This is a genomic window from Pseudoalteromonas sp. R3, from assembly GCF_004014715.1.
In the GTDB taxonomy this organism is placed as follows: Bacteria; Pseudomonadota; Gammaproteobacteria; order Enterobacterales; family Alteromonadaceae; genus Pseudoalteromonas.
On the sequence record NZ_CP034835.1, the window covers coordinates 1,903,601 to 1,920,634 of the forward strand.

General features: G+C 46.5%; 15 protein-coding genes and 1 pseudogene. 5 read left to right on the top strand and 11 right to left on the bottom strand.

The genetic code is table 11. The features are described from left to right. The first annotated feature begins 10 nt into the window (after positions 1–10). Positions 11–1,179, top strand: a pseudogene (locus tag ELR70_RS13140) (cystathionine beta-lyase). 45 nt (positions 1,180–1,224) lie between these two features. On the opposite strand, the gene sbcB reads toward ELR70_RS13140, so the two are convergent. Then, positions 1,225–2,676, bottom strand: a complete 1,452-nt coding sequence (sbcB, locus tag ELR70_RS13145; RefSeq protein WP_054013772.1) for an exodeoxyribonuclease I — start codon at positions 2,674–2,676, stop codon at positions 1,225–1,227. Positions 2,677–3,452: 776 nt separating this feature from the next. Between sbcB and ELR70_RS24875 the strand changes: the two genes are divergently transcribed. After that, positions 3,453–3,611, top strand: a complete 159-nt coding sequence (locus tag ELR70_RS24875) for a hypothetical protein (protein WP_160317350.1) — start codon at positions 3,453–3,455, stop codon at positions 3,609–3,611. Positions 3,612–4,077: 466 nt separating this feature from the next. After that, positions 4,078–4,878 (top strand): hypothetical protein, encoded by an 801-nt coding sequence (locus tag ELR70_RS13150; protein WP_054013771.1) that lies wholly within the window; start codon positions 4,078–4,080, stop codon positions 4,876–4,878. Between the two features lie 128 nt (positions 4,879–5,006). Here ELR70_RS13150 and ELR70_RS13155 read toward each other — a convergent pair whose 3' ends face one another. Both ELR70_RS13155 and ELR70_RS13160 read right to left on the bottom strand, forming a co-directional pair. Next, on the bottom strand, positions 5,007–5,858 hold the full coding sequence (locus tag ELR70_RS13155) for an alpha/beta hydrolase (RefSeq protein ID WP_054013770.1): 852 nt from the start codon (positions 5,856–5,858) through the stop codon (positions 5,007–5,009). 140 nt (positions 5,859–5,998) lie between these two features. Beyond that, a complete protein-coding gene (locus ELR70_RS13160; protein ID WP_054013769.1) occupies positions 5,999–6,586 on the bottom strand; it encodes a TetR/AcrR family transcriptional regulator in 588 nt (195 codons plus the stop codon). Between the two features lie 262 nt (positions 6,587–6,848). On the opposite strand from ELR70_RS13160, the gene ELR70_RS13165 reads away from it, so the two are divergent. Continuing rightward, positions 6,849–8,057 (top strand): serine hydrolase, encoded by a 1,209-nt coding sequence (locus ELR70_RS13165; RefSeq protein ID WP_054013768.1) that lies wholly within the window; start codon positions 6,849–6,851, stop codon positions 8,055–8,057. Positions 8,058–8,422: 365 nt separating this feature from the next. On the opposite strand, the gene ELR70_RS13170 is transcribed toward ELR70_RS13165, so the two are convergent. From ELR70_RS13170 to ELR70_RS13205, 8 genes are all read right to left on the bottom strand, one after another. Continuing rightward, entirely contained in the window at positions 8,423–9,109 is a 687-nt protein-coding gene (locus ELR70_RS13170; RefSeq protein ID WP_054013767.1) for a RelA/SpoT domain-containing protein, read from the bottom strand. After that, positions 9,109–10,209 carry an AAA family ATPase gene (locus tag ELR70_RS13175; RefSeq protein ID WP_054013766.1) on the bottom strand — a complete coding sequence of 367 codons (1,101 nt, stop codon included), beginning with the start codon at positions 10,207–10,209 and terminating at the stop codon, positions 9,109–9,111. The genes ELR70_RS13170 and ELR70_RS13175 overlap by 1 nt, the downstream gene beginning before the upstream one ends. Before the next feature lie 298 nt (positions 10,210–10,507). Then, on the bottom strand, positions 10,508–11,704 hold the full coding sequence (locus ELR70_RS13180; protein ID WP_054013765.1) for a phage integrase Arm DNA-binding domain-containing protein: 1,197 nt from the start codon (positions 11,702–11,704) through the stop codon (positions 10,508–10,510). Between the two features lie 5 nt (positions 11,705–11,709). Further along, positions 11,710–11,937, bottom strand: coding sequence for a hypothetical protein (locus ELR70_RS13185; protein ID WP_054013764.1), 228 nt, complete (start codon positions 11,935–11,937; stop codon positions 11,710–11,712). Position 11,938: 1 nt separating this feature from the next. Then, entirely contained in the window at positions 11,939–12,151 is a 213-nt protein-coding gene (locus ELR70_RS13190) for a hypothetical protein (protein ID WP_054013763.1), read from the bottom strand. Then, entirely contained in the window at positions 12,148–14,862 is a 2,715-nt protein-coding gene (locus ELR70_RS13195; protein WP_054013762.1) for a toprim domain-containing protein, read from the bottom strand. Before ELR70_RS13195 ends, ELR70_RS13190 begins: the two co-directional genes overlap by 4 nt. Further along, positions 14,862–15,422, bottom strand: a complete 561-nt coding sequence (locus ELR70_RS13200; RefSeq protein WP_054013761.1) for a hypothetical protein — start codon at positions 15,420–15,422, stop codon at positions 14,862–14,864. Before ELR70_RS13200 ends, ELR70_RS13195 begins: the two co-directional genes overlap by 1 nt. Beyond that, the gene (locus ELR70_RS13205; RefSeq protein WP_054013760.1) at positions 15,419–16,270 is read right to left on the bottom strand and encodes a Bro-N domain-containing protein; all 852 of its coding nucleotides are present in this window, start codon (positions 16,268–16,270) and stop codon (positions 15,419–15,421) included. Before ELR70_RS13205 ends, ELR70_RS13200 begins: the two co-directional genes overlap by 4 nt. Before the next feature lie 352 nt (positions 16,271–16,622). On the opposite strand from ELR70_RS13205, the gene ELR70_RS13210 reads away from it, so the two are divergent. Beyond that, entirely contained in the window at positions 16,623–16,961 is a 339-nt protein-coding gene (locus ELR70_RS13210; RefSeq protein ID WP_054013758.1) for a hypothetical protein, read from the top strand. Positions 16,962–17,034 lie beyond the last annotated feature (73 nt).

Here is a 17,034-nt window from a genome sequence, read left to right on the forward strand (position 1 = left end):
TGAGCACACTATGAAGAAGAATACTAAATTGGTGGCTGTAGGCCGCAAATCCCAGTACACCAAAGGCGTGGTTAACCCTGTGGTACAACGGGCATCAACCGTTGTTTTTGACTCCGTTGCCGATATGCAAGAGGCGATCTCTGAGCGTGGTAAACGTACTTTGTTTTACGGTCGTCGTGGCACCAACACCCATTTTGCCTTGCAAGACGCCATCATGGAGCTTGAAAATGGCGCCGGTTGTGCGTTATATCCGTCTGGTGCTGCCGCCATTTCACAGGCCCTGCTGTCGTTTTTAAAAACCGGCGATCACCTGTTGATGGTAGATACTGCCTACGAGCCAACCCGTGATTTTTGTGACAAGATCCTGGCCGGGTTGGGGATCACAACCACCTATTATGATCCACTCGTTGGCGCTGACATAGAGTCACTCATTCAGGACAATACCAAAGTGCTGTTCCTGGAATCTCCAGGTTCTATCACCATGGAAGTGCAGGATGTACCGAGTTTGGTCAAAGTGGCCAAGGCAAAGGGCTTGATCACTATGCTGGATAACACTTATGGCAACGGCTGGCATTATCGTCCGCTGGAGCATGGCGTGGATATCAGTATTCAGGCTGCCACCAAATACATAGTAGGCCACTCCGATGTCATGATGGGCGTTGCTGTGGCTAACGAAACGCTCTGGCCGACCCTGCGTGAAAACTCATACCTGCTTGGCCAGTGCACCTCGGCGGACGACGCTTATCTGGCACTGCGCGGCCTGCGTACTATGCCTGTGCGTTTGCAGCAACATGAGAAGTCGGCATTGCAGGTTGCCAACTGGCTCGCCGGCCACCCTCTGGTTGATCACGTACGACACCCTGCACTGAAAAGCTGCCCGGGACATGAGTTTTTTAAACGCGACTTTAGCGGCAGTAATGGTTTGTTCTCTGTGGTAATGAAACAAGGGCACCGCAAAGCCATTAATCGCTTCCTTGACAGCTTACACCACTTTAAGATGGGCTTTTCATGGGGGGATTTGAAAGCCTGGTAACGGCGAATGCCAGCATGGCCCCTCTGCGCACAACAACGGGCTGGCAGCATGGTCCGGTGATCCGCTTGCACATAGGTCTGGAAGATGTGGAAGATTTGATTGCTGATCTGGAGCAGGCGCTTAAGGTCTATCAGGAAAGCTTGTAACAGAAACGGGCGGTGAGGTTGTCACCGCCCGTTTATGATGCCAAATTAGAGGCTCTGCGCGTAATGGTACAGTGCCTTTAACACAGCCAGATTCTTTTCATTGCCTTCATGTTCATACACCAGATTTTCTAGCGTGATCATAAAGTCCTGCGCATTGATAGACGGGTTGTCTTCACCATGCATGAGTTTGTTCTGACAGTATTTACGCCACTGCTCGAGTTCACTGGCAGAGAGGCTTTCCGGCCAGTTTCGGGCACGATAGCGAAACAGCAGAGTATGGAATTTAGGATCTTCAAACTCCAGGTTGAGCGAGCCTAATTCGTGCGGCGGCGCTTCGCGTACAATGGCCAGCTTGGCTTTGTCGGCTTTACTGATAAAACCATTATAAAGCTGATAATCCGGGTTAGTTGTGTCGCTGAAATCGCCCTGGTCGTTAAACACCTCAGCCACTTTGTCGCGAAGCTCCGGGTGCGATTTAAGAATTTTAAGATGTGCCAGACACTGTTCACGATCAATCCCCAGGCGGGCAGCGTTCTCTGGCAACAAAGTTTTTGCAGGTGCTAATATCGGACATTTGTTCAGGTGAACCAGTTTCAGGCCAACCGGTAGCTCGTCTTCACCCAACTCACTGTGTTTAGTGTACAAGCGCGCACGGAGTTCCTCTACCGACAGATCCAGCAACACCTGCGGGTCATTGGTCAGGTTAAAACACACCACGGCATTTTTGTTCACCGGGTGAAAGCTCATTGGCGCAATCCAGCTGGTGCAACCCTGAGTGGCCGGAATACGCGAAGAGGTATGCACCAGTGGTTGCATGTTGAACACATCAATCAGGTCTGCGAGTGCTTTTTTACCGCGCAGCGAGAAGAAAAACTGATACAGCTTAGGCTGTTTGTCTTTAATCAGCTTGGCCAGCGCAATGGTTGCCGTCACATCGCTCAGCGCATCGTGGGCATCGGCGTGCTCAATGCCGTTCGCTTTGGTGAGGTCTTCCAGGCGAAAGCTTGGCGTGCCATCTTCTTTTTCTGGCCACACAATGCCTTCAGGGCGAAGCGCATAACAGGCACGCACCAAATCAATGATATCCCAGCGGCTATTGCCATTTTGCCACTCGCGTTCATAGGGGTCATAAAAGTTGCGATACAGGCTGTAGCGGGTCACTTCGTCATCAAAACGAATGCTGTTATAACCGGCAACACAGGTATTGGGTTTACTGAATTCGCGATGGATCTTGGCCATAAACTCACTTTCCGGCAAACCATGCTTAAGCGCATGCTGCGGCGTGATCCCAGTCACCAGACAGGCCTCTGGCTGAGGCAAATAATCCGCCGCCGGGCGACAATACTCAATCAGCGGCTCACCTATAATATTCAGGTCTAGGTCGGTACGGATCCCGGCAAACTGACTAGGCCGGTCCTTCTGCGGGCTGGCCCCCCAGGTTTCATAATCGTGCCAGTAAATTGTCGGGATATTATCAGTTATTTCTTGTGTCGCCATCAGGCTATAAATCCTATTTCTATCAACCTGTTATTCTAATTCAGTGAAGCAGGCTACTGTTCAGAGTTTGCTGTTTTTTAAATCTAAGTGTGTGTATCACTGTGTGTATCACTGTGTGTACCGCACGCAATCAGTGTGTGTACGAATGCGCCTATTGCTTAGGCTTGTACAAACTCAAAAGTCTGGAAATCTAAGTCGTCACGCTATTGTCTCATAGTGATGGGTTGGGAGTAAACGGAAGAGGGTCGGTGTGGGTTTGTATGTTGAGCTTTTAAAAGGTTCAGAGGTGCGTATTTACAAACTAACTAACAGTTTACCATCATAAAAACAGCATGCTCCTATTGATGAAAAATCAACTTAAACGCTTGTTAAGTATATGGGGTTACGCTATGTGTGTCACAGGGGTTAAAAAATTGTTAGTTATGATTATCACGACAAGAGATAGATATAATGATGTGCGGGTATTACTAGTTCTTGGAGTATTTGAGTAGCTAGTTGACTTATAGAACAATATGAAGAATATGTTGCCGCCACACCTTCTATGGCTCATTCTTAGTATAGAAATACAGCGCTGTCATTTTTGTTTCCTTGATAAAATTTCAATATAGTAAACAACTTAAAAAACAAGTACCTAAAAACGCGCACTGAGAAAGTGGTTAAAACACCTTGTTTTTTGTTGCTAATTTCAACACATTGGTTAACGGATGAGCACAGCCAGAGCAGGGTGTCTCATCATTTGTCGAGTAACCATTGTAAGAAATACAACAGGAAACAACATGAAACTTAAAAAGGTTAAATTAAAAACGCTAAGTACAGGTAAAAACCTAAACGCACAGCAAACGAATGAAATTGCGGGTGGGGCAAGTGCCTACAGTAAAGACTACGGCGCATGTTACACAGCGCCTGTCTTTTGCCCAACAGCATATATTTGTTGATAAGGCTGCTTAGCCCGGCTTAGTCGGGCTTTATGCTTTAACAAGGAGTCCAGTCAGATCTTATCTATTTGCCCTTCATGCATTTAATTTAGGTATTAGCAAACCGGAATGTTCTCCTACAGGGCTATGCCAGTTGGCTAATTCTCTTAACCTTGAACCGTATATCAAAAACTTATAACAATATCTGTCGTTATTTTAATGTCTTGCATTCCATCGAGGCAGAGTTGACGTGATTTTTTGTATGGACCCATTCTCAACCGGGTGTTTAAGGTCATTTTGTTGCGATTCAATAAAAGCGGATACTGCTTTAACTGCTATTTTGCGTACTTTAATTGTACATAATTGCGTCGTCCTATTTGAGTTCAATGGCTAAAATTTGATACAAATACTAAGTAGATGGGATATCTTTTCATAAGCCTTTCAGAGGCGACATTGCGCAAAAATAAAAAAGAGAAGGAATAATAATATGACAAAGCAAGTACCTAACTGGGTTATTATTGCTGGAGCTGTGTTTGGTGGTCTTACCCTGCTCTTTTTCATGCTATTGATAGTCATGTCGGTCTTTGGCTTAGAAGTACCCTGTGATAGCCGTTTTTTAGTTGTGGTTGTCATCGCTTTTGGGGTCGCACTTTCTATCACTTTTTTAGGTGGAGCCGTTGCTGCAAGGGGCAGTGTTCCGTTACCTTTTATATCCAGGCATCCATTTACATTTAGCGCATCCGGCGGTATCGCTGCGTTTATCGTAGTGTTAACTCTCTCAAATTCACTGTTCAGTAAGAATTGCGAGTCACCTATCGTGGGGTGTGCTGATGGGTATCAAAGTCACTATGTTTCGCAGCTAAGGTTCGGTTTTTGTTACCCCCGCAGAGGGTGGGAACTGGATACTGCTGCCATAGATATCAGAGCCGCAGATATTTTTATTAGAGCTTCAGAAGATAGAAATATCGGGGTGCGTTATCACCTTACGACAGTACCTGCTGTTTTTATGAATGAGCAGGACGATTACTTCCAAAGGACCGCAGTAACCTGGTCACAATTAGACGAAAACATTGAGCACGGCCCCACTAATGTAGGCGGGCGCAAGGCGTACAGTTATCAATTGACGCCCCTTAACGGCAAAGGGGAGCCAATGCCAACAAGGATCACTCATATATTTTTATCGAGTGAGATGCTTTTGGAAATATACGCTTCTCACATGGAGGATACTTCTGACGTGCTGAAAAGCGAGATAGAAAGTATTGTGGCCAGTACTTCGATATTTAAGTGAGATGATGTCACTTTCTGCTCCTGACAGTTTAGTGTTCACAGCGTTGGGCCAATGTATCTCCTTGTTTTGAAAACCGAATTTTAGCCCTGCACATATGTTAGTAACATATCTAGCAGGGCAGGTATTATCTAAGGCGTTACCAATTCCTCAAACGCTTCTTTTGCTTGCTCGCTTTGCAAGATACGGCCATGCCCAAGCCCCTGCGTTTCTATGAGTTTTACCTTAGACATTTCGGTCGCTGCTTGTTTAGAGACGGTAAACTGCGCAAACCGGTCGTTCTGGTCGTGCACAATAATACACTGAGCGGAGCGGCTTTTTAGCTTTGCAAACGGGTCAACAGACGCCATTGGGTAGTTGTATTCATTTTCGACCTTGCTGACGACGGAGCGAAACAATCGCATTGAATAACCCGAACGCTCAATACTACCAAACAAATTGCTGACATAATCCAGCACGGGTGCAATTAATAGCAGCGGTTTGTCGGCAAGTTTTGGGTGCTTACATTCAATAGCAGCGGCGCAGCCCATACTGTGGGCGATAACACCTTCAACGTGTTCTGTGCTGTCGAGCACAGCTTCAAGTCCGTATACAAAGGCGGGCAGGTGACCGACCGAGCCTTCACTGTTGCCATGGGCTGGGTGGTCAAAGGCCAGTGCTGTGTAGCCTTGCTGAGCTATGTGCTGCATCAGAGGAAAGAACTGGTTGGCACTGCCAGACCAGCCGTGGGTTAACACCCAAACTGGCCCACAGCCAATCTGATAGGTTTTTAGTAAGCCTTCTTTTGAAGAAATACTGCCCTCAACCATTTCATTTGGTGCCGCATGCTTGGGCTTAGCCCTGACCGGCGTAAGCAGTAGCTTAGTTGCAGTCTTTTCGGCATGTCCAGGCGCTATTCTATGGTGTGCACGGGTCATTAAATTAAGCATATGCTTTTTGACGTTAAATTTGCTATCTGATTTAAAGTAAATCTTGTCACTCATTTCTCTTTCTCCACGAAAAACACCATAGCCAGTTAACTTTAAAACGAACGGTCGTGCTATTAATGTATTCAAAAAAAGGCTGAAGGTGTTCAGCCTGGGGTTTATGCTGTTTAGTCTAAACTACTGGAAAGCTTAAACAACTACTTCCAGCTCTGTATCTGGCGCTCTACGCCATGCCAGAACCGCTGTGTGCTTTCTTCCTGTCCATGCATTGAATGATACAGGTGGGCACTCAAATACAGGCCATATAACTCAAAAGTGGCTTGCTCTGGTGCCAGATCAGCCCGAAACTCTTTGTTTTCGACGCCTTTGCCTATCTGGATCTGCAAATAGATTAGCCAATTTTCAATGCCTTGCTTGAGCACTCGCTGAGCGGCAGATTCGTCGACACATTTTTCTCGCCAGGCATCTAGGAACATGCAGCTGCCCTGGAATGACTGATTCCAGTTTAACCAGTGATGCAACAGCGCCTTAATCTTCTCTTCATAGCTATGGCAGTTATCTGCCCGAGCAGGCACAATAACGCGTTGGACAAAAATCTCGTTGGCAAAATCGACAACTGCTGCCTGCAAATTCTCTTTTGAGTTAAAGTGCGCGAACAAACCGCTTTTAGACATACCGCACTGTTTGGCCAGCTCACCAATCGTCAGGCTTTCCAGACCATTCTCACTGGCCAGCGTAAATGCCACATTTAAAATATTATCGCGGGTTTGTTTGCCTTTGCTCATACACTACTCACTACTATGTTGCATATATTTATAGCACGACCGTTCTTTTAATGATAGATCAAAGTTTAAGGAGTGTGTAAGAGCATGGATAGTAGTGGCCATAAGTTTGATACATATTGAGTGTCAAACTAGCTAAAAGTTAGCCATAACACCCAATATGCATAACCCCCTGTGACTCCCATTTTAAAAACTTATTAAAATACAATGATATAAAATTGGTCTGTATTATGCTCCTGTATGTGTTTTAACTTGGAGAAGATCTTTGAAAAAGCTGTTTATCGCTGTTTTACTACTGCCTGTGTTCTGGATTTTATTACCAAAACAAGAAGCCATCAGCCAGGACAAGAAGACGTTTAGCGAATACATCAAGGCCGTTATGGAAGAAGCGGCTATCCCGGGGCTGGCGATTGCCAAAATTGACAATGGTGAAGCCACACTTCATACCTTTGGCTTTGCGGATGTGACGCAAAACAGGCCGGTGGCACAAGACACCTTGTTTAATATCGCTTCAATCAGCAAACCCATTATGGGCGTTGTGCTGCTTAAGTTGGTAGAGCAGGGTAAGCTTGAGCTCGACCGGGATATTAACGATTATTTACCGTTTAAGGTTGATAACCCCAAACTAGAGAATGAGACGATTACCCTCAGGCATTTGGTGACCCATACCTCCGGGATTGCAGATTACTACGATGTAAACAGCTTCACGGCAAATCGGGATCCTGAAACGACCTTGGAAGCGCACTTGAAGTCATTACTGACACCCGGGGGGCATCTGTATGAGCAAGGGGCCTATTATCTGGACCATCAACCAGGTACTCATCGCAAGTATAGCAATCTGGCTTCTGCTCTGGCGGGTTATCTGGTCGAGGCAACCACGGGTGAAAGCCTGGCGCAGTACAGTGTAGAGCATTTGTTTAAACCGCTGGGAATGGACAACACCCGCTGGCGATTAGAAGGTCTCTCATTTGCAGAAATAGCAGTGCCTTATGAAGTGGAATCCTGCATTCCCTTTACGCCTGTGTGTGGAGATTTCGAATCACCTAAATTGAATTATGTGATTAATGAGTACTTTAATCCGCCCATTGCATTCAAGCGGTTTGTGCCACAGCCTTACTATGGTAACCCTCAGTATCCTGACGGTGGAGTCCGCACTAGTATTAAAGAGCTCAGCCAGTTTCTGACCCAGCTGTTAAAAAACCAAACCATAACCGGTGAACCACTCCTGTCAGCTACGATATTTCAGCAAATGATATCGATCCAGGCACCCGAAACTGTATCAAAAGGTCAGCGTTTCTTCTGGCGCGACAACAGCATGGGTTTGATAGGACATATGGGCTCGGATCCTGGTGTATTCGCAGCTATGTACTTTGATCCAAACAAAAAAGATGGGTTTATTATTCTGATGAATCGGGGACTGGACACTAAGTCGGGCAGCGCCATGAAAAATATCGCGCTCAGATTAATGAACTAAGAGTCTACTGTTAGAGATTTGGGTTAAGGTAAACGACATGGACGTTGCTGAAAATAGTGAAGTATTAAATGAAAAAAGAGGGGGGAGAAGAATGGTCGGCATAGCAGGATTTGAACCTGCGACCCCTGACACCCCATGACTGCGTAAATGTTGGTGCTATTATTATGTTTTAGCTGCTATTTTTGCGGTTTTGGGTAGGGTGTCAAATCATCAAAATTGCGTTATTAGTGCCTTTAAAGTCGCGGGCTGCAGCGGTAGTTTTGCACGGTCTGTTTTACCAATGTGCCAACAGCTGACGGTGGTAACGCCGCGCTCTGCCGCAAACTAGGCGCGCGACGGAAAATTTGTCCGACAGCAGCGCTTTGTTAAGGCTTGCCATATCTGCGCATGATTGAATCCGCAAGGTGACTCCCTGCGCTAACTAATCGAGCCAATACCCTTATGTTTTCCTTACACTGTTCATCTTCAACGGGGGACGGATAGTTCATGGTGTGATCTATTTCTCCCCACACTTCTTCTAATAGAGTCCGAACTTGAACCTCACATGTTATTGGGCTTCTTTCGTTTGGCTTTAAAACATAGTGGATACTCGTGTAGAAACTGTCCTTTTGTTGGGTTCTTATACCAAGAGAGTTAAAGAATTTATCTGAGTCTGGGTCCCAAGTATATGCTTTTGGATCTTCAAATAAGCAGAAATCACCATCATCGACTTTTTTCATTATCTCTTTATGGATAGTTTCAAACTGTTCTTGATGTAGGTGAAGAACTCGAACACCTGCCATGTCTGTTATTCGATCAAACAAATTATCCCCATTAATAGGGCCAAGCTGTTCCGGTTCGGGCTTTTTTTTATCTTCCTGATTTTTTCGTTCGACCTTTTCAATAAGGTGATCCACATCTTTTAATCTATGGCGAATCGAATGCACAACACCTTTTAGCGATCGAGCTTCGAAAAAGCTCCTCACAGTTTTGTAGAATAACTCAAGAGAGTCAAAATTTTGATCGTAGACATCAAGGACGTCTTTGTATCTTTCTTTAAGCTCCTGATCCATTAGTCATCTAACCCCTCTAATCTACTTAGAAGATCCTCCGCGAAGGAGTGATAGAGAGCCCTTTTTTCGAAATACATCTCACGATTACCCGATATAGTAGGCCTGTCTGAAGCGAGTAAGTTTGGTTGATTTGGGACTTCCCAGATGGGCACTCTATATTTCTGCGCCATTGATGGAAGGGTATTGTGCGAGTGCATTACAGACTTATTGCCTATAGGTGAACCTATAACCTTTTCGTCTAAGTGGTCATAACATTCTGCAGGTATATGCGTTTTTATTGAACTCGGCAGTCGATTTACGTATGAATAATGTGCTGCTGCAAGATCAAGCTCATTTTGACCAGTATATTTCTTTGCATTGTAGATGGTGAAGCCAAGAAACTTTACAAAGCTCTTTGGAAATACAGCTCGCTTTTTGTCAGGTAGCAGGCTATACATCGTTTCGAATTGATTTTTCCAGGTTTTAAGCGCTTGGCCGATATTTGTAATACCGAATGTTGAGAACATGTCCGGCATACACGGCACAAAGAAACCAGTAGACATCGATATGAGAATTCTGTTTAAAATTCCCAAACTCGGAGATGTATCAATTATTACGTACTCATAGCCGTATTTTTCTCCTGCTTCTAGGCAAATATTTCTAATGCTTGTTATTACTCTTAGAGCTTGAGGGTCGCCTAGAAATGCATCGCTCCACGATTTTGATATTTTGTCTTCATAAGAGTGAAGACTTAACCGGCCGGGAATCAAACCTAAATTATCATCGATTTCATAGACGCTTCCCAAGCTGAATGACTCAAATACACCATCTTCAATTGGCTTAAGTAAACAATGAATTGATCTTGGTTTCTCGACGAATTTTTCAAAGGATTCACCTGATTCTTCCAAGGCAGATTGAAAATCCTCGATGTATGGCTCTTCCTCTGTCCAAAGCTCTTCCAATTGATCAGGAGAAATGCACTGTAGAGTCAAGTTAGATTGAGGATCGAGGTCAATCATTAACGTTTTCTTACCCATCTCTGACAAGGCACAAGCCAAGTGAAAGCTTAGGGTAGATTTACCTACACCACCTTTGTTGTTAAAAACTGATACGATCTTCAAATTAATATTCCTTACTTGAGAATTAGTGTGCCTTAACTGTTAATTAGTAAGACGATACAAGGTACGCTACCTTGTAAGGTAGGAGGTGACCGATGCATAGACTAACCACTAAAAAACTAAAAAATTTTCGTAAATCATACATTAATAAAAATAGTATTGCATCTCAATAGCTTGGTGACTTAGTAGTAACTCAGGTTGTACTTGATTTAGGGATGACAATCGAAATTACTACTTAAGATAGTGCGGCCAATTACAAGCCTAGCCATTGAGTGCTATACAAAATAACAACTCTAAGAGACTAATCAACCGTACCCGACTTTATCTCCGCAAATGGTACTTCTACCCACTCGATATGATTCTTAGTGTAAATCTTGGTGCTTTTCGCATCGGTGTGCGCCATCCTGGATTGGGGATCTATGCCCTGGGTGTCGAACAGGTGGGCGGAAAGGGCGCGGATTTCGTGGAAAGTGGGACGTTGGTCTTTTTCTAAATGGTCACAGCACCCCAGTTCGTCACGGATTTTTGAAAACGTGCGGCTGATGTAGTCTGGGGTTAGCTGGGTGACGTGGTTTACTTCTTTGCTGATCTTACGTTTACTCTTTGCCGGCAGGCGGTGGACCACGTAATCACTCAGCAGGTTGTCGCGGCTGCGGTCGATGATGTTCTTGATCTCATCTCCAATAGGGATGGCCACATGCGCAGCTTCCTTTTTCTCTGTCTTTTGACGATGAATGTACAGTATGCCGTAAACTTTGCCCTGGGGCGTTTCTTCCGGAACCTGGAACCAGACGCAGCCGCAGGCTTTGCTGTTGGGCTTTTTAATTTTGTATTTTATGCGTGAAATTTCCAGGCGCGCATGGGTTGTCTGCAGTGACAGATCCATTGCGGTTTGCAGCCAGAGTGGGGCGGCTTCATGGATTGCGTCGTACCATTCTTTTTTCAACCGGTTTCGCTGTTTTGTGCTAATTCGGCGCATCTTTTTCAGCTCTGCAGGGTTAGCAGGCATAAGGCTTTCATCAACCGCATAGCTGAAGAGCTTTTTAAGCCAGGACACTTTTCGGTTTTGCACGTTGGCACTTGAGTCAGAGTGATACTGCGCCAGGTAGTCATTCACATGCTGCAGCGTGATTTGCGAACCCGGTATAGTTGCAAAGAACTCTTGAGCGCGCTTTGCGTCATTGGCCAGTGTGTCGGCTGAGTCACTGGCTGGCTGTTCGTCGTCCAATATGCGATTAAGCAGAGCGGGGATATGATCAGCAAAGGGCTTTTCATCCATGAACTCGCCATAATTGAGCAAATCATCTACCTTTAACGCAACTTGCGGTCGCGCAACGCGGTTATATTCTTTGGCTATCGAAATCGCCACGTTTCGGTCCGTGCCCAGTGACTTGAACTTGCCATTTACCAGCTTGATCCGATAGATACCACGCTGCGCATAGTAATACAGATGCTCAGGTAGATTTGTGCCTTTCTTATTCCTTGGTCTTGGTGCCATAACAATTACACTTGATACTCAGCTTCGGTTAATGATCTAACAAAGCGCCACTCACAAGAGAAGTTAAGCACTGTGTCGCCATCTTTATCAATAACTGTTCCGTTTATGACGCTGTAAAGAGAGGCATTGGTTGATTCTCGTGCCCGGGCTTCATAAAGGCCATCAAACGGTGGTGCCAGTTCATAAACTCGCCAGGTGCCACTGTGGGATCCGCTACGGTTAGTATTGTACATATTATGCCCTTAACAGCTTGGCAACGGCTTGACTCACTTGTGTGTCTAAGCCTGCTTTTTCGCTTTCAAAGATAAATACCGCACTGCCGATGATCCGCCCGGCAACTTCGCCACTTTCTACCCAGTTGCGTAACGTTCTGGCTGTTGGTATCGAGCCCTGGGCAAACTCGCGCCTGGCCCACTGGCTTGCTCTCATTAGTTTTCCTGTCGTCATAGTTGGACTCCTTTTTCAAATACCCAGCATTTCACCGTGGCCGGCTTTCGTGCCATTGGGGATTCACTATTAATGCGTGCATTCACTGCGCTGTTCACGGGTTGTTGGCCCAGGAACTTGCGGGTGCGACAAGATTTAAGCAACCGCTTTAAGTCGGAAAGCGGGGGCACATATTGCCGGCGCTCTGCAGCTACTTCTGCAAAATGGTTTAGATTGACTGCAATCTTTTTCGGGTCTCTGTGGTGATTAACCACCTTAACGCCATCGTCTTCACCTTCCAGGAAGTCGTACACATCCCAGAATTCCTGAACCAGCGGATGTTCAGCGTTGATGGCCTTTTGCCGGTTAATGGCCATGTCGCACAACATTGCATAGGTGGCGCCAATTTGCTGCTGATTAATACTGGTGACCAGCGCCATGGCATCCACCAGGGCGCAGATCTGCGCATGGTTTTTAACGATACGCACGTTTTTAATGTCGGGCTGTTCGCTTAACCACTTTTCGTGATGTTTAAAGCGGTCATTAAAGCAGGCCAGTACCTCACGTTCGTGTAGCGCTGCCTTTAGTAAAAAGCCAGATACTTGCTCAACATCGATGCGCTCCAGCCATTCGGCTGCTTCTTTGGTTGCAGCATTCTGGCCTTTGCGGTCGGTCATTATATGAATGATCCGCTGTAATACAGCCTCAGACGCCTGTACTACGGCGTTTTGTGCAATCACAATTGAACCTCTAAAAGGGGGCTCGTAAGTTTCGTTGCCCTGGCTGCGTATTCCTCGAGCGCGAACACTGCGACCGTTGTAGGCGGTTTTCAACTCGTCCCAGTCAAAACCCTTTTGTTTGGCGTCTTTGGTGTCACCGCGGTCGCCCTCGATGAGTACCACAGGCAAGTTCGATACTTGCGCAAAATTACGGGCTCGGGCAGCAAGGGTTGATTTGCTTGGGTCAAACCCCTCGTAGTCGTTGCGCCCTGCCAGCTTCCATAAGAATTCCAGCAAGGTTGATTTACCTGTGCCTGGCTCACCCACGATTTCTAAAAAGGGGAAGGTTTTGTGGCTTTTACGGATCTGCTCGGCAAAAAAACTGCCAAACCAAAATGCCAGGGCAACAAAGCCTTTAGCGCCAAACGCCTGGTAAAGTTTATGTTCCCACTCACCATTGACCTGGTTAATATTGTGGTTCAGGTTCAGCTCAATGGTCTGCAGTGTTTTGATGCTTAACTTATTGATGTCGAAAAAGTCTTCGTCGTTTAGCTTATAAAGCCTGCCGTCTTTTATCGCCACATCGTTATAAACGTAGCACTCGTATTCTTTACTATAGCCCACGAAATCCGTGGTCTGTACGCGTTTAATGTTGTACAGCTGCTGGCTCATGATCTTATCTAACTGAGGGGTCTGGCCGTTGAACACCGCACCAGGTGCAATTCCCAGCAGGCGCTTTTTAAATTCAGCGCTCGAGCTCAGCTGGCTACCCGAAAAGGTATTCTTTACGCTCGGGCTGTCATGCGGAAAATCAACGCGAAAATAGTACCAACTTTCATCTGTTAGTTTGTTTTCCTGGTAATACAACGCTTGCGGGTGGCACTTGGCCAGCTCCTGAATACTGCCCGATTCCTGCAGTGCACGCTCTTTGATTTCTTCTTCAGACAGTTGCTCGCCCTCTCTGTCGGCACTGTCAATTACCTGGTTGTAGGTTTTGGTATACCGGTCTAAATCGACCTTGAACCAATACATAGCGCTGTTAAATGTAAACGGAAATTCTTTAGCCCCTTTTTTGTTGTACATCAGTATGGCTTTGGCGATGGCACTGCTCGCTATCAGCAACTGACCATAGTACTTACATTCGTCTATTTGCTGCTTGGTCAGGCGTCCACGCTGGTACAGCTCGTTCCAGTCTAGTTTTTGTTTGCCTCTGGGTGGCTGCGCTGCGCTGGCATCCCAGCTCAGTTCTCGAGCGCGTTTAACAAATTTCCTGGTAAATGATTCGCCGGCTTTACCATCGTCCAGGGCAAAAACCAGCTTTGGCTTTTTCTGGCCAGCCAAAGACTTTTCTAAATCGGCCAGAGCCTGATCCGGAAAGTTGCTGCAGGTCATTAAGCTCACGGCATTCATATCAGCATGGAGCAGGGCAATGGCATCAAAAATACCTTCTGTCAGCCACAGCTCTTTGCCAGACCAGGTAGTTACATCAGTATCCGGTGCTTGCCACCACTGGCCCGTATACTTACCAGCAAAGTTGGCTTTCATTTTGCCAAAGCGCTGTGGCTTATCTATAAAGCGCTCCCAGGTTGCGCCGCCTGGCAATTTGAACTTAACAGTGGCCGTACCAATCTGGCGCTGGCCACAGTAATAGGCGCCTTGTTCGTACCAGCCCTGTACTGTGCTTAGCGTAAACCCGCGGCCGTGTTGCATATAGGCATCGGCAGCGGCATTGGGATTTTCAATTACCTGGTTGTCTTGCGTAACCTTCTGCGGGAAACGGTCACTCCAGGATTCAAACAGATCCGGATACAGATCCTTTATATGAAACTCGTCGCCGCATTTGTTTAAGCGGCCACAACGCAGAACCCAGGGGTTCTCCTTGTTGGTATACAGCTCTTTTTTGCCGCAGCTAGGGCAGGTGCCCTGCTGCATAAACTCGCCACACCTGGACGATTTAAAGTTGTAGTCATTAATTACGCGAGTTGTTACCTCACTATGAAGCTCAGGGTACATCAAAAATTATCCGCTTTGCTTTGTTCAAATTGCTGTAGGTTACCTGCTTTTAGCAGGGCGCGCGCCGTTTCTATGGTCGCTTGCCAGGGTAACGAGTTAATCGGGTTGCTAAACAGTTTGGGGTATTCCTGGTACTGCTGGCACTGGGCCATCAGGGCAAGGCAGTCAACCAGGGCAACGCTGAGGTGGTTGCATTGCGCTTTTAACGCGTTCACATGCTCAATGGCCGGCAGGTTCCCCACCAACAAATGGCCACCGGAGTCAACTTCGCGTAAGTCATTGCTACTGGCAAACCGGCGCAGCTTTTCTTTTATGGTTGGCTGAAGGGTAGCGGTGGCGCCCAGGTCTTCGGGTGTAGCCAGGCGTATCTCTGTGCAGGTTAGTACGCCTTGCAAATGGCTGTTCTCAATAGCGATTTCCGCGGCGCGGTCGCTGCAGCTTGAGCCACAAATACACTGGTGCATCTCACCATTGTCAGATTTTATGGTGCACACGAACTTTTTGATCGGCTTATTTGCCCAGTACAGGGCAGCGTCGAATTTAGTATCTGCCTGGTTCATTGCACCTCTCCTTGTGGTTGCTCAACCACATCAATGGTCTGTTCAAGGGCAAACACCCAGCATTTAAGTACTTTGCCACTCACTTGCGTGCTATTGACGTTATGGCTCGCAGCAATCAACCGAGGTGATTGACGCAGCGCACGGGTCAGGGCGCGGCCTTTAACCATAGGGATATTGTGCTTTTCACACAGGGCCAGGAAGCTATCTATGTGCACAGCCAGCTGTGTTTTAGGCGTATGCTGGTTAACCAGCTCGCCATTTTGCTCCAAATAGCAAACAGCATTAAAGAAGGCTTCAGCTATTTCAAGGCTGTTGTCGGCCACGCCCGAGATAATGAGCGACTCCAATGGGGGCGTGTCAGTGCCCAGCCAGCCGCGTACCGCCTGTAAATCCTGGTACAGCATGTTGCGGATATGAGGCTCTGCAGTTTTGCTGATGTCGCTAAGCAATTTGTGGCTGTAGCGTTGCAGCTCTACCTGCTTGTTGAGCGACAGGCCATCACGCTGATAAGCACCTGTCTTTCTAATGCTGGGCAAAACCTCAGAGGTTAACCACTTCTTAAATTTTTTGGCCGAAGGTTTACGGCTTCTCAAAATGGCAGAGTAAACCCCCGACTCAGTAATAACAGATAGTTCCTGATCGCCACCACGGGTACTCACAGTATGAGTGCTCCTTTCATCATCATCCAAATTACGGATCATGTTATGTGCATCGCGATATTCCAGAGCGGCTGCAATGTCGGTAGCTACAAATAATGGCTCACCCAGTGCACTCGTTACCACACGAACATTGGCTAATAAATTATCTTGCTCAAAGGCAAATAGTTGCGGTTTAGTTGGTGTGCTCATAGCACGTCTCCTTGTGGTTGTTCATCAGTATCAAAAGGGGTGTACGCATTGTGTCCCTCCCTTTTACAGTCATCCAAGTGTTTTTTAGCAAGGTGACTCGTTAAACAAGTACCCCTTTCATATTTGTTTGAGTGATTGGCTGAAGGGGTGGGTACATTATACCCCCCCTTTTTTTCTCACCTGAGTACTGCTCATCAAACACACTCACAGTGTGAGCATCCTTTACATATTTATCTGAATGACCAGCAGGGGTGTGTACATTACATACACCCTTTAGCATACTGAGGCGTTCACTTTTTGTTAGGCCCTTAAAGTGGGTCAAATTAATCCATAACCTAAGGATAAGCGCACTATGGATAAAACGATGCAACACGCCATTTTGGACTACCTCAGAGACAATGGCGCTTCCACTTTGCATGATATGGAGCTGGATATTGCAGGCTTTGCGGGTGAAGAAACCTTGCTGCTGGATGGGTATAGCCACGTAGAACTCTGGCGCAGTGTGTCTGAGCCCGGCATCACCGCGTTTAACGCTTTGCTAAAACAAGGCCGCATTAAGGTGGAGCGCGTGGAGCTGATCGCATTCTACTTTGGCGATGATGCCCCCATTGCCGAGAAGCGCATTAATCAACCTAGTCATGATTTGCACTCTCCGCACTGGTGGCCTGCTGCTGTGTCGCTGCGGCGCTAACATTTTGCTGGTACAGCGCGGCTAATGTCCCACGAGCCCGCCATAACCGTAATTTGCACATGCCTAACTGATG

Excerpts from the sequence above, each read along its gene's own strand:
- ELR70_RS13200 (WP_054013761.1), bottom strand. The coding sequence starts at position 15,422 with ATGAACCAGGCAGATACTAAATTCGACGCTGCCCTGTACTGGGCAAAT.
- ELR70_RS13170 (WP_054013767.1), bottom strand. The coding sequence starts at position 9,109 with ATGGATCAGGAGCTTAAAGAAAGATACAAAGACGTCCTTGATGTCTAC.
- ELR70_RS13185 (WP_054013764.1), bottom strand. The coding sequence starts at position 11,937 with ATGTACAATACTAACCGTAGCGGATCCCACAGTGGCACCTGGCGAGTT.
- ELR70_RS13180 (WP_054013765.1), bottom strand. The coding sequence starts at position 11,704 with ATGGCACCAAGACCAAGGAATAAGAAAGGCACAAATCTACCTGAGCAT.
- ELR70_RS13150 (WP_054013771.1), top strand. The coding sequence starts at position 4,078 with ATGACAAAGCAAGTACCTAACTGGGTTATTATTGCTGGAGCTGTGTTT.
- ELR70_RS24875 (WP_160317350.1), top strand. The coding sequence starts at position 3,453 with ATGAAACTTAAAAAGGTTAAATTAAAAACGCTAAGTACAGGTAAAAAC.
- ELR70_RS13195 (WP_054013762.1), bottom strand. The coding sequence starts at position 14,862 with ATGTACCCTGAGCTTCATAGTGAGGTAACAACTCGCGTAATTAATGAC.
- ELR70_RS13160 (WP_054013769.1), bottom strand. The coding sequence starts at position 6,586 with ATGAGCAAAGGCAAACAAACCCGCGATAATATTTTAAATGTGGCATTT.
- ELR70_RS13190 (WP_054013763.1), bottom strand. The coding sequence starts at position 12,151 with ATGACGACAGGAAAACTAATGAGAGCAAGCCAGTGGGCCAGGCGCGAG.
- sbcB (WP_054013772.1), bottom strand. The coding sequence starts at position 2,676 with ATGGCGACACAAGAAATAACTGATAATATCCCGACAATTTACTGGCAC.
- ELR70_RS13205 (WP_054013760.1), bottom strand. The coding sequence starts at position 16,270 with ATGAGCACACCAACTAAACCGCAACTATTTGCCTTTGAGCAAGATAAT.
- ELR70_RS13210 (WP_054013758.1), top strand. The coding sequence starts at position 16,623 with ATGGATAAAACGATGCAACACGCCATTTTGGACTACCTCAGAGACAAT.
- ELR70_RS13155 (WP_054013770.1), bottom strand. The coding sequence starts at position 5,858 with ATGAGTGACAAGATTTACTTTAAATCAGATAGCAAATTTAACGTCAAA.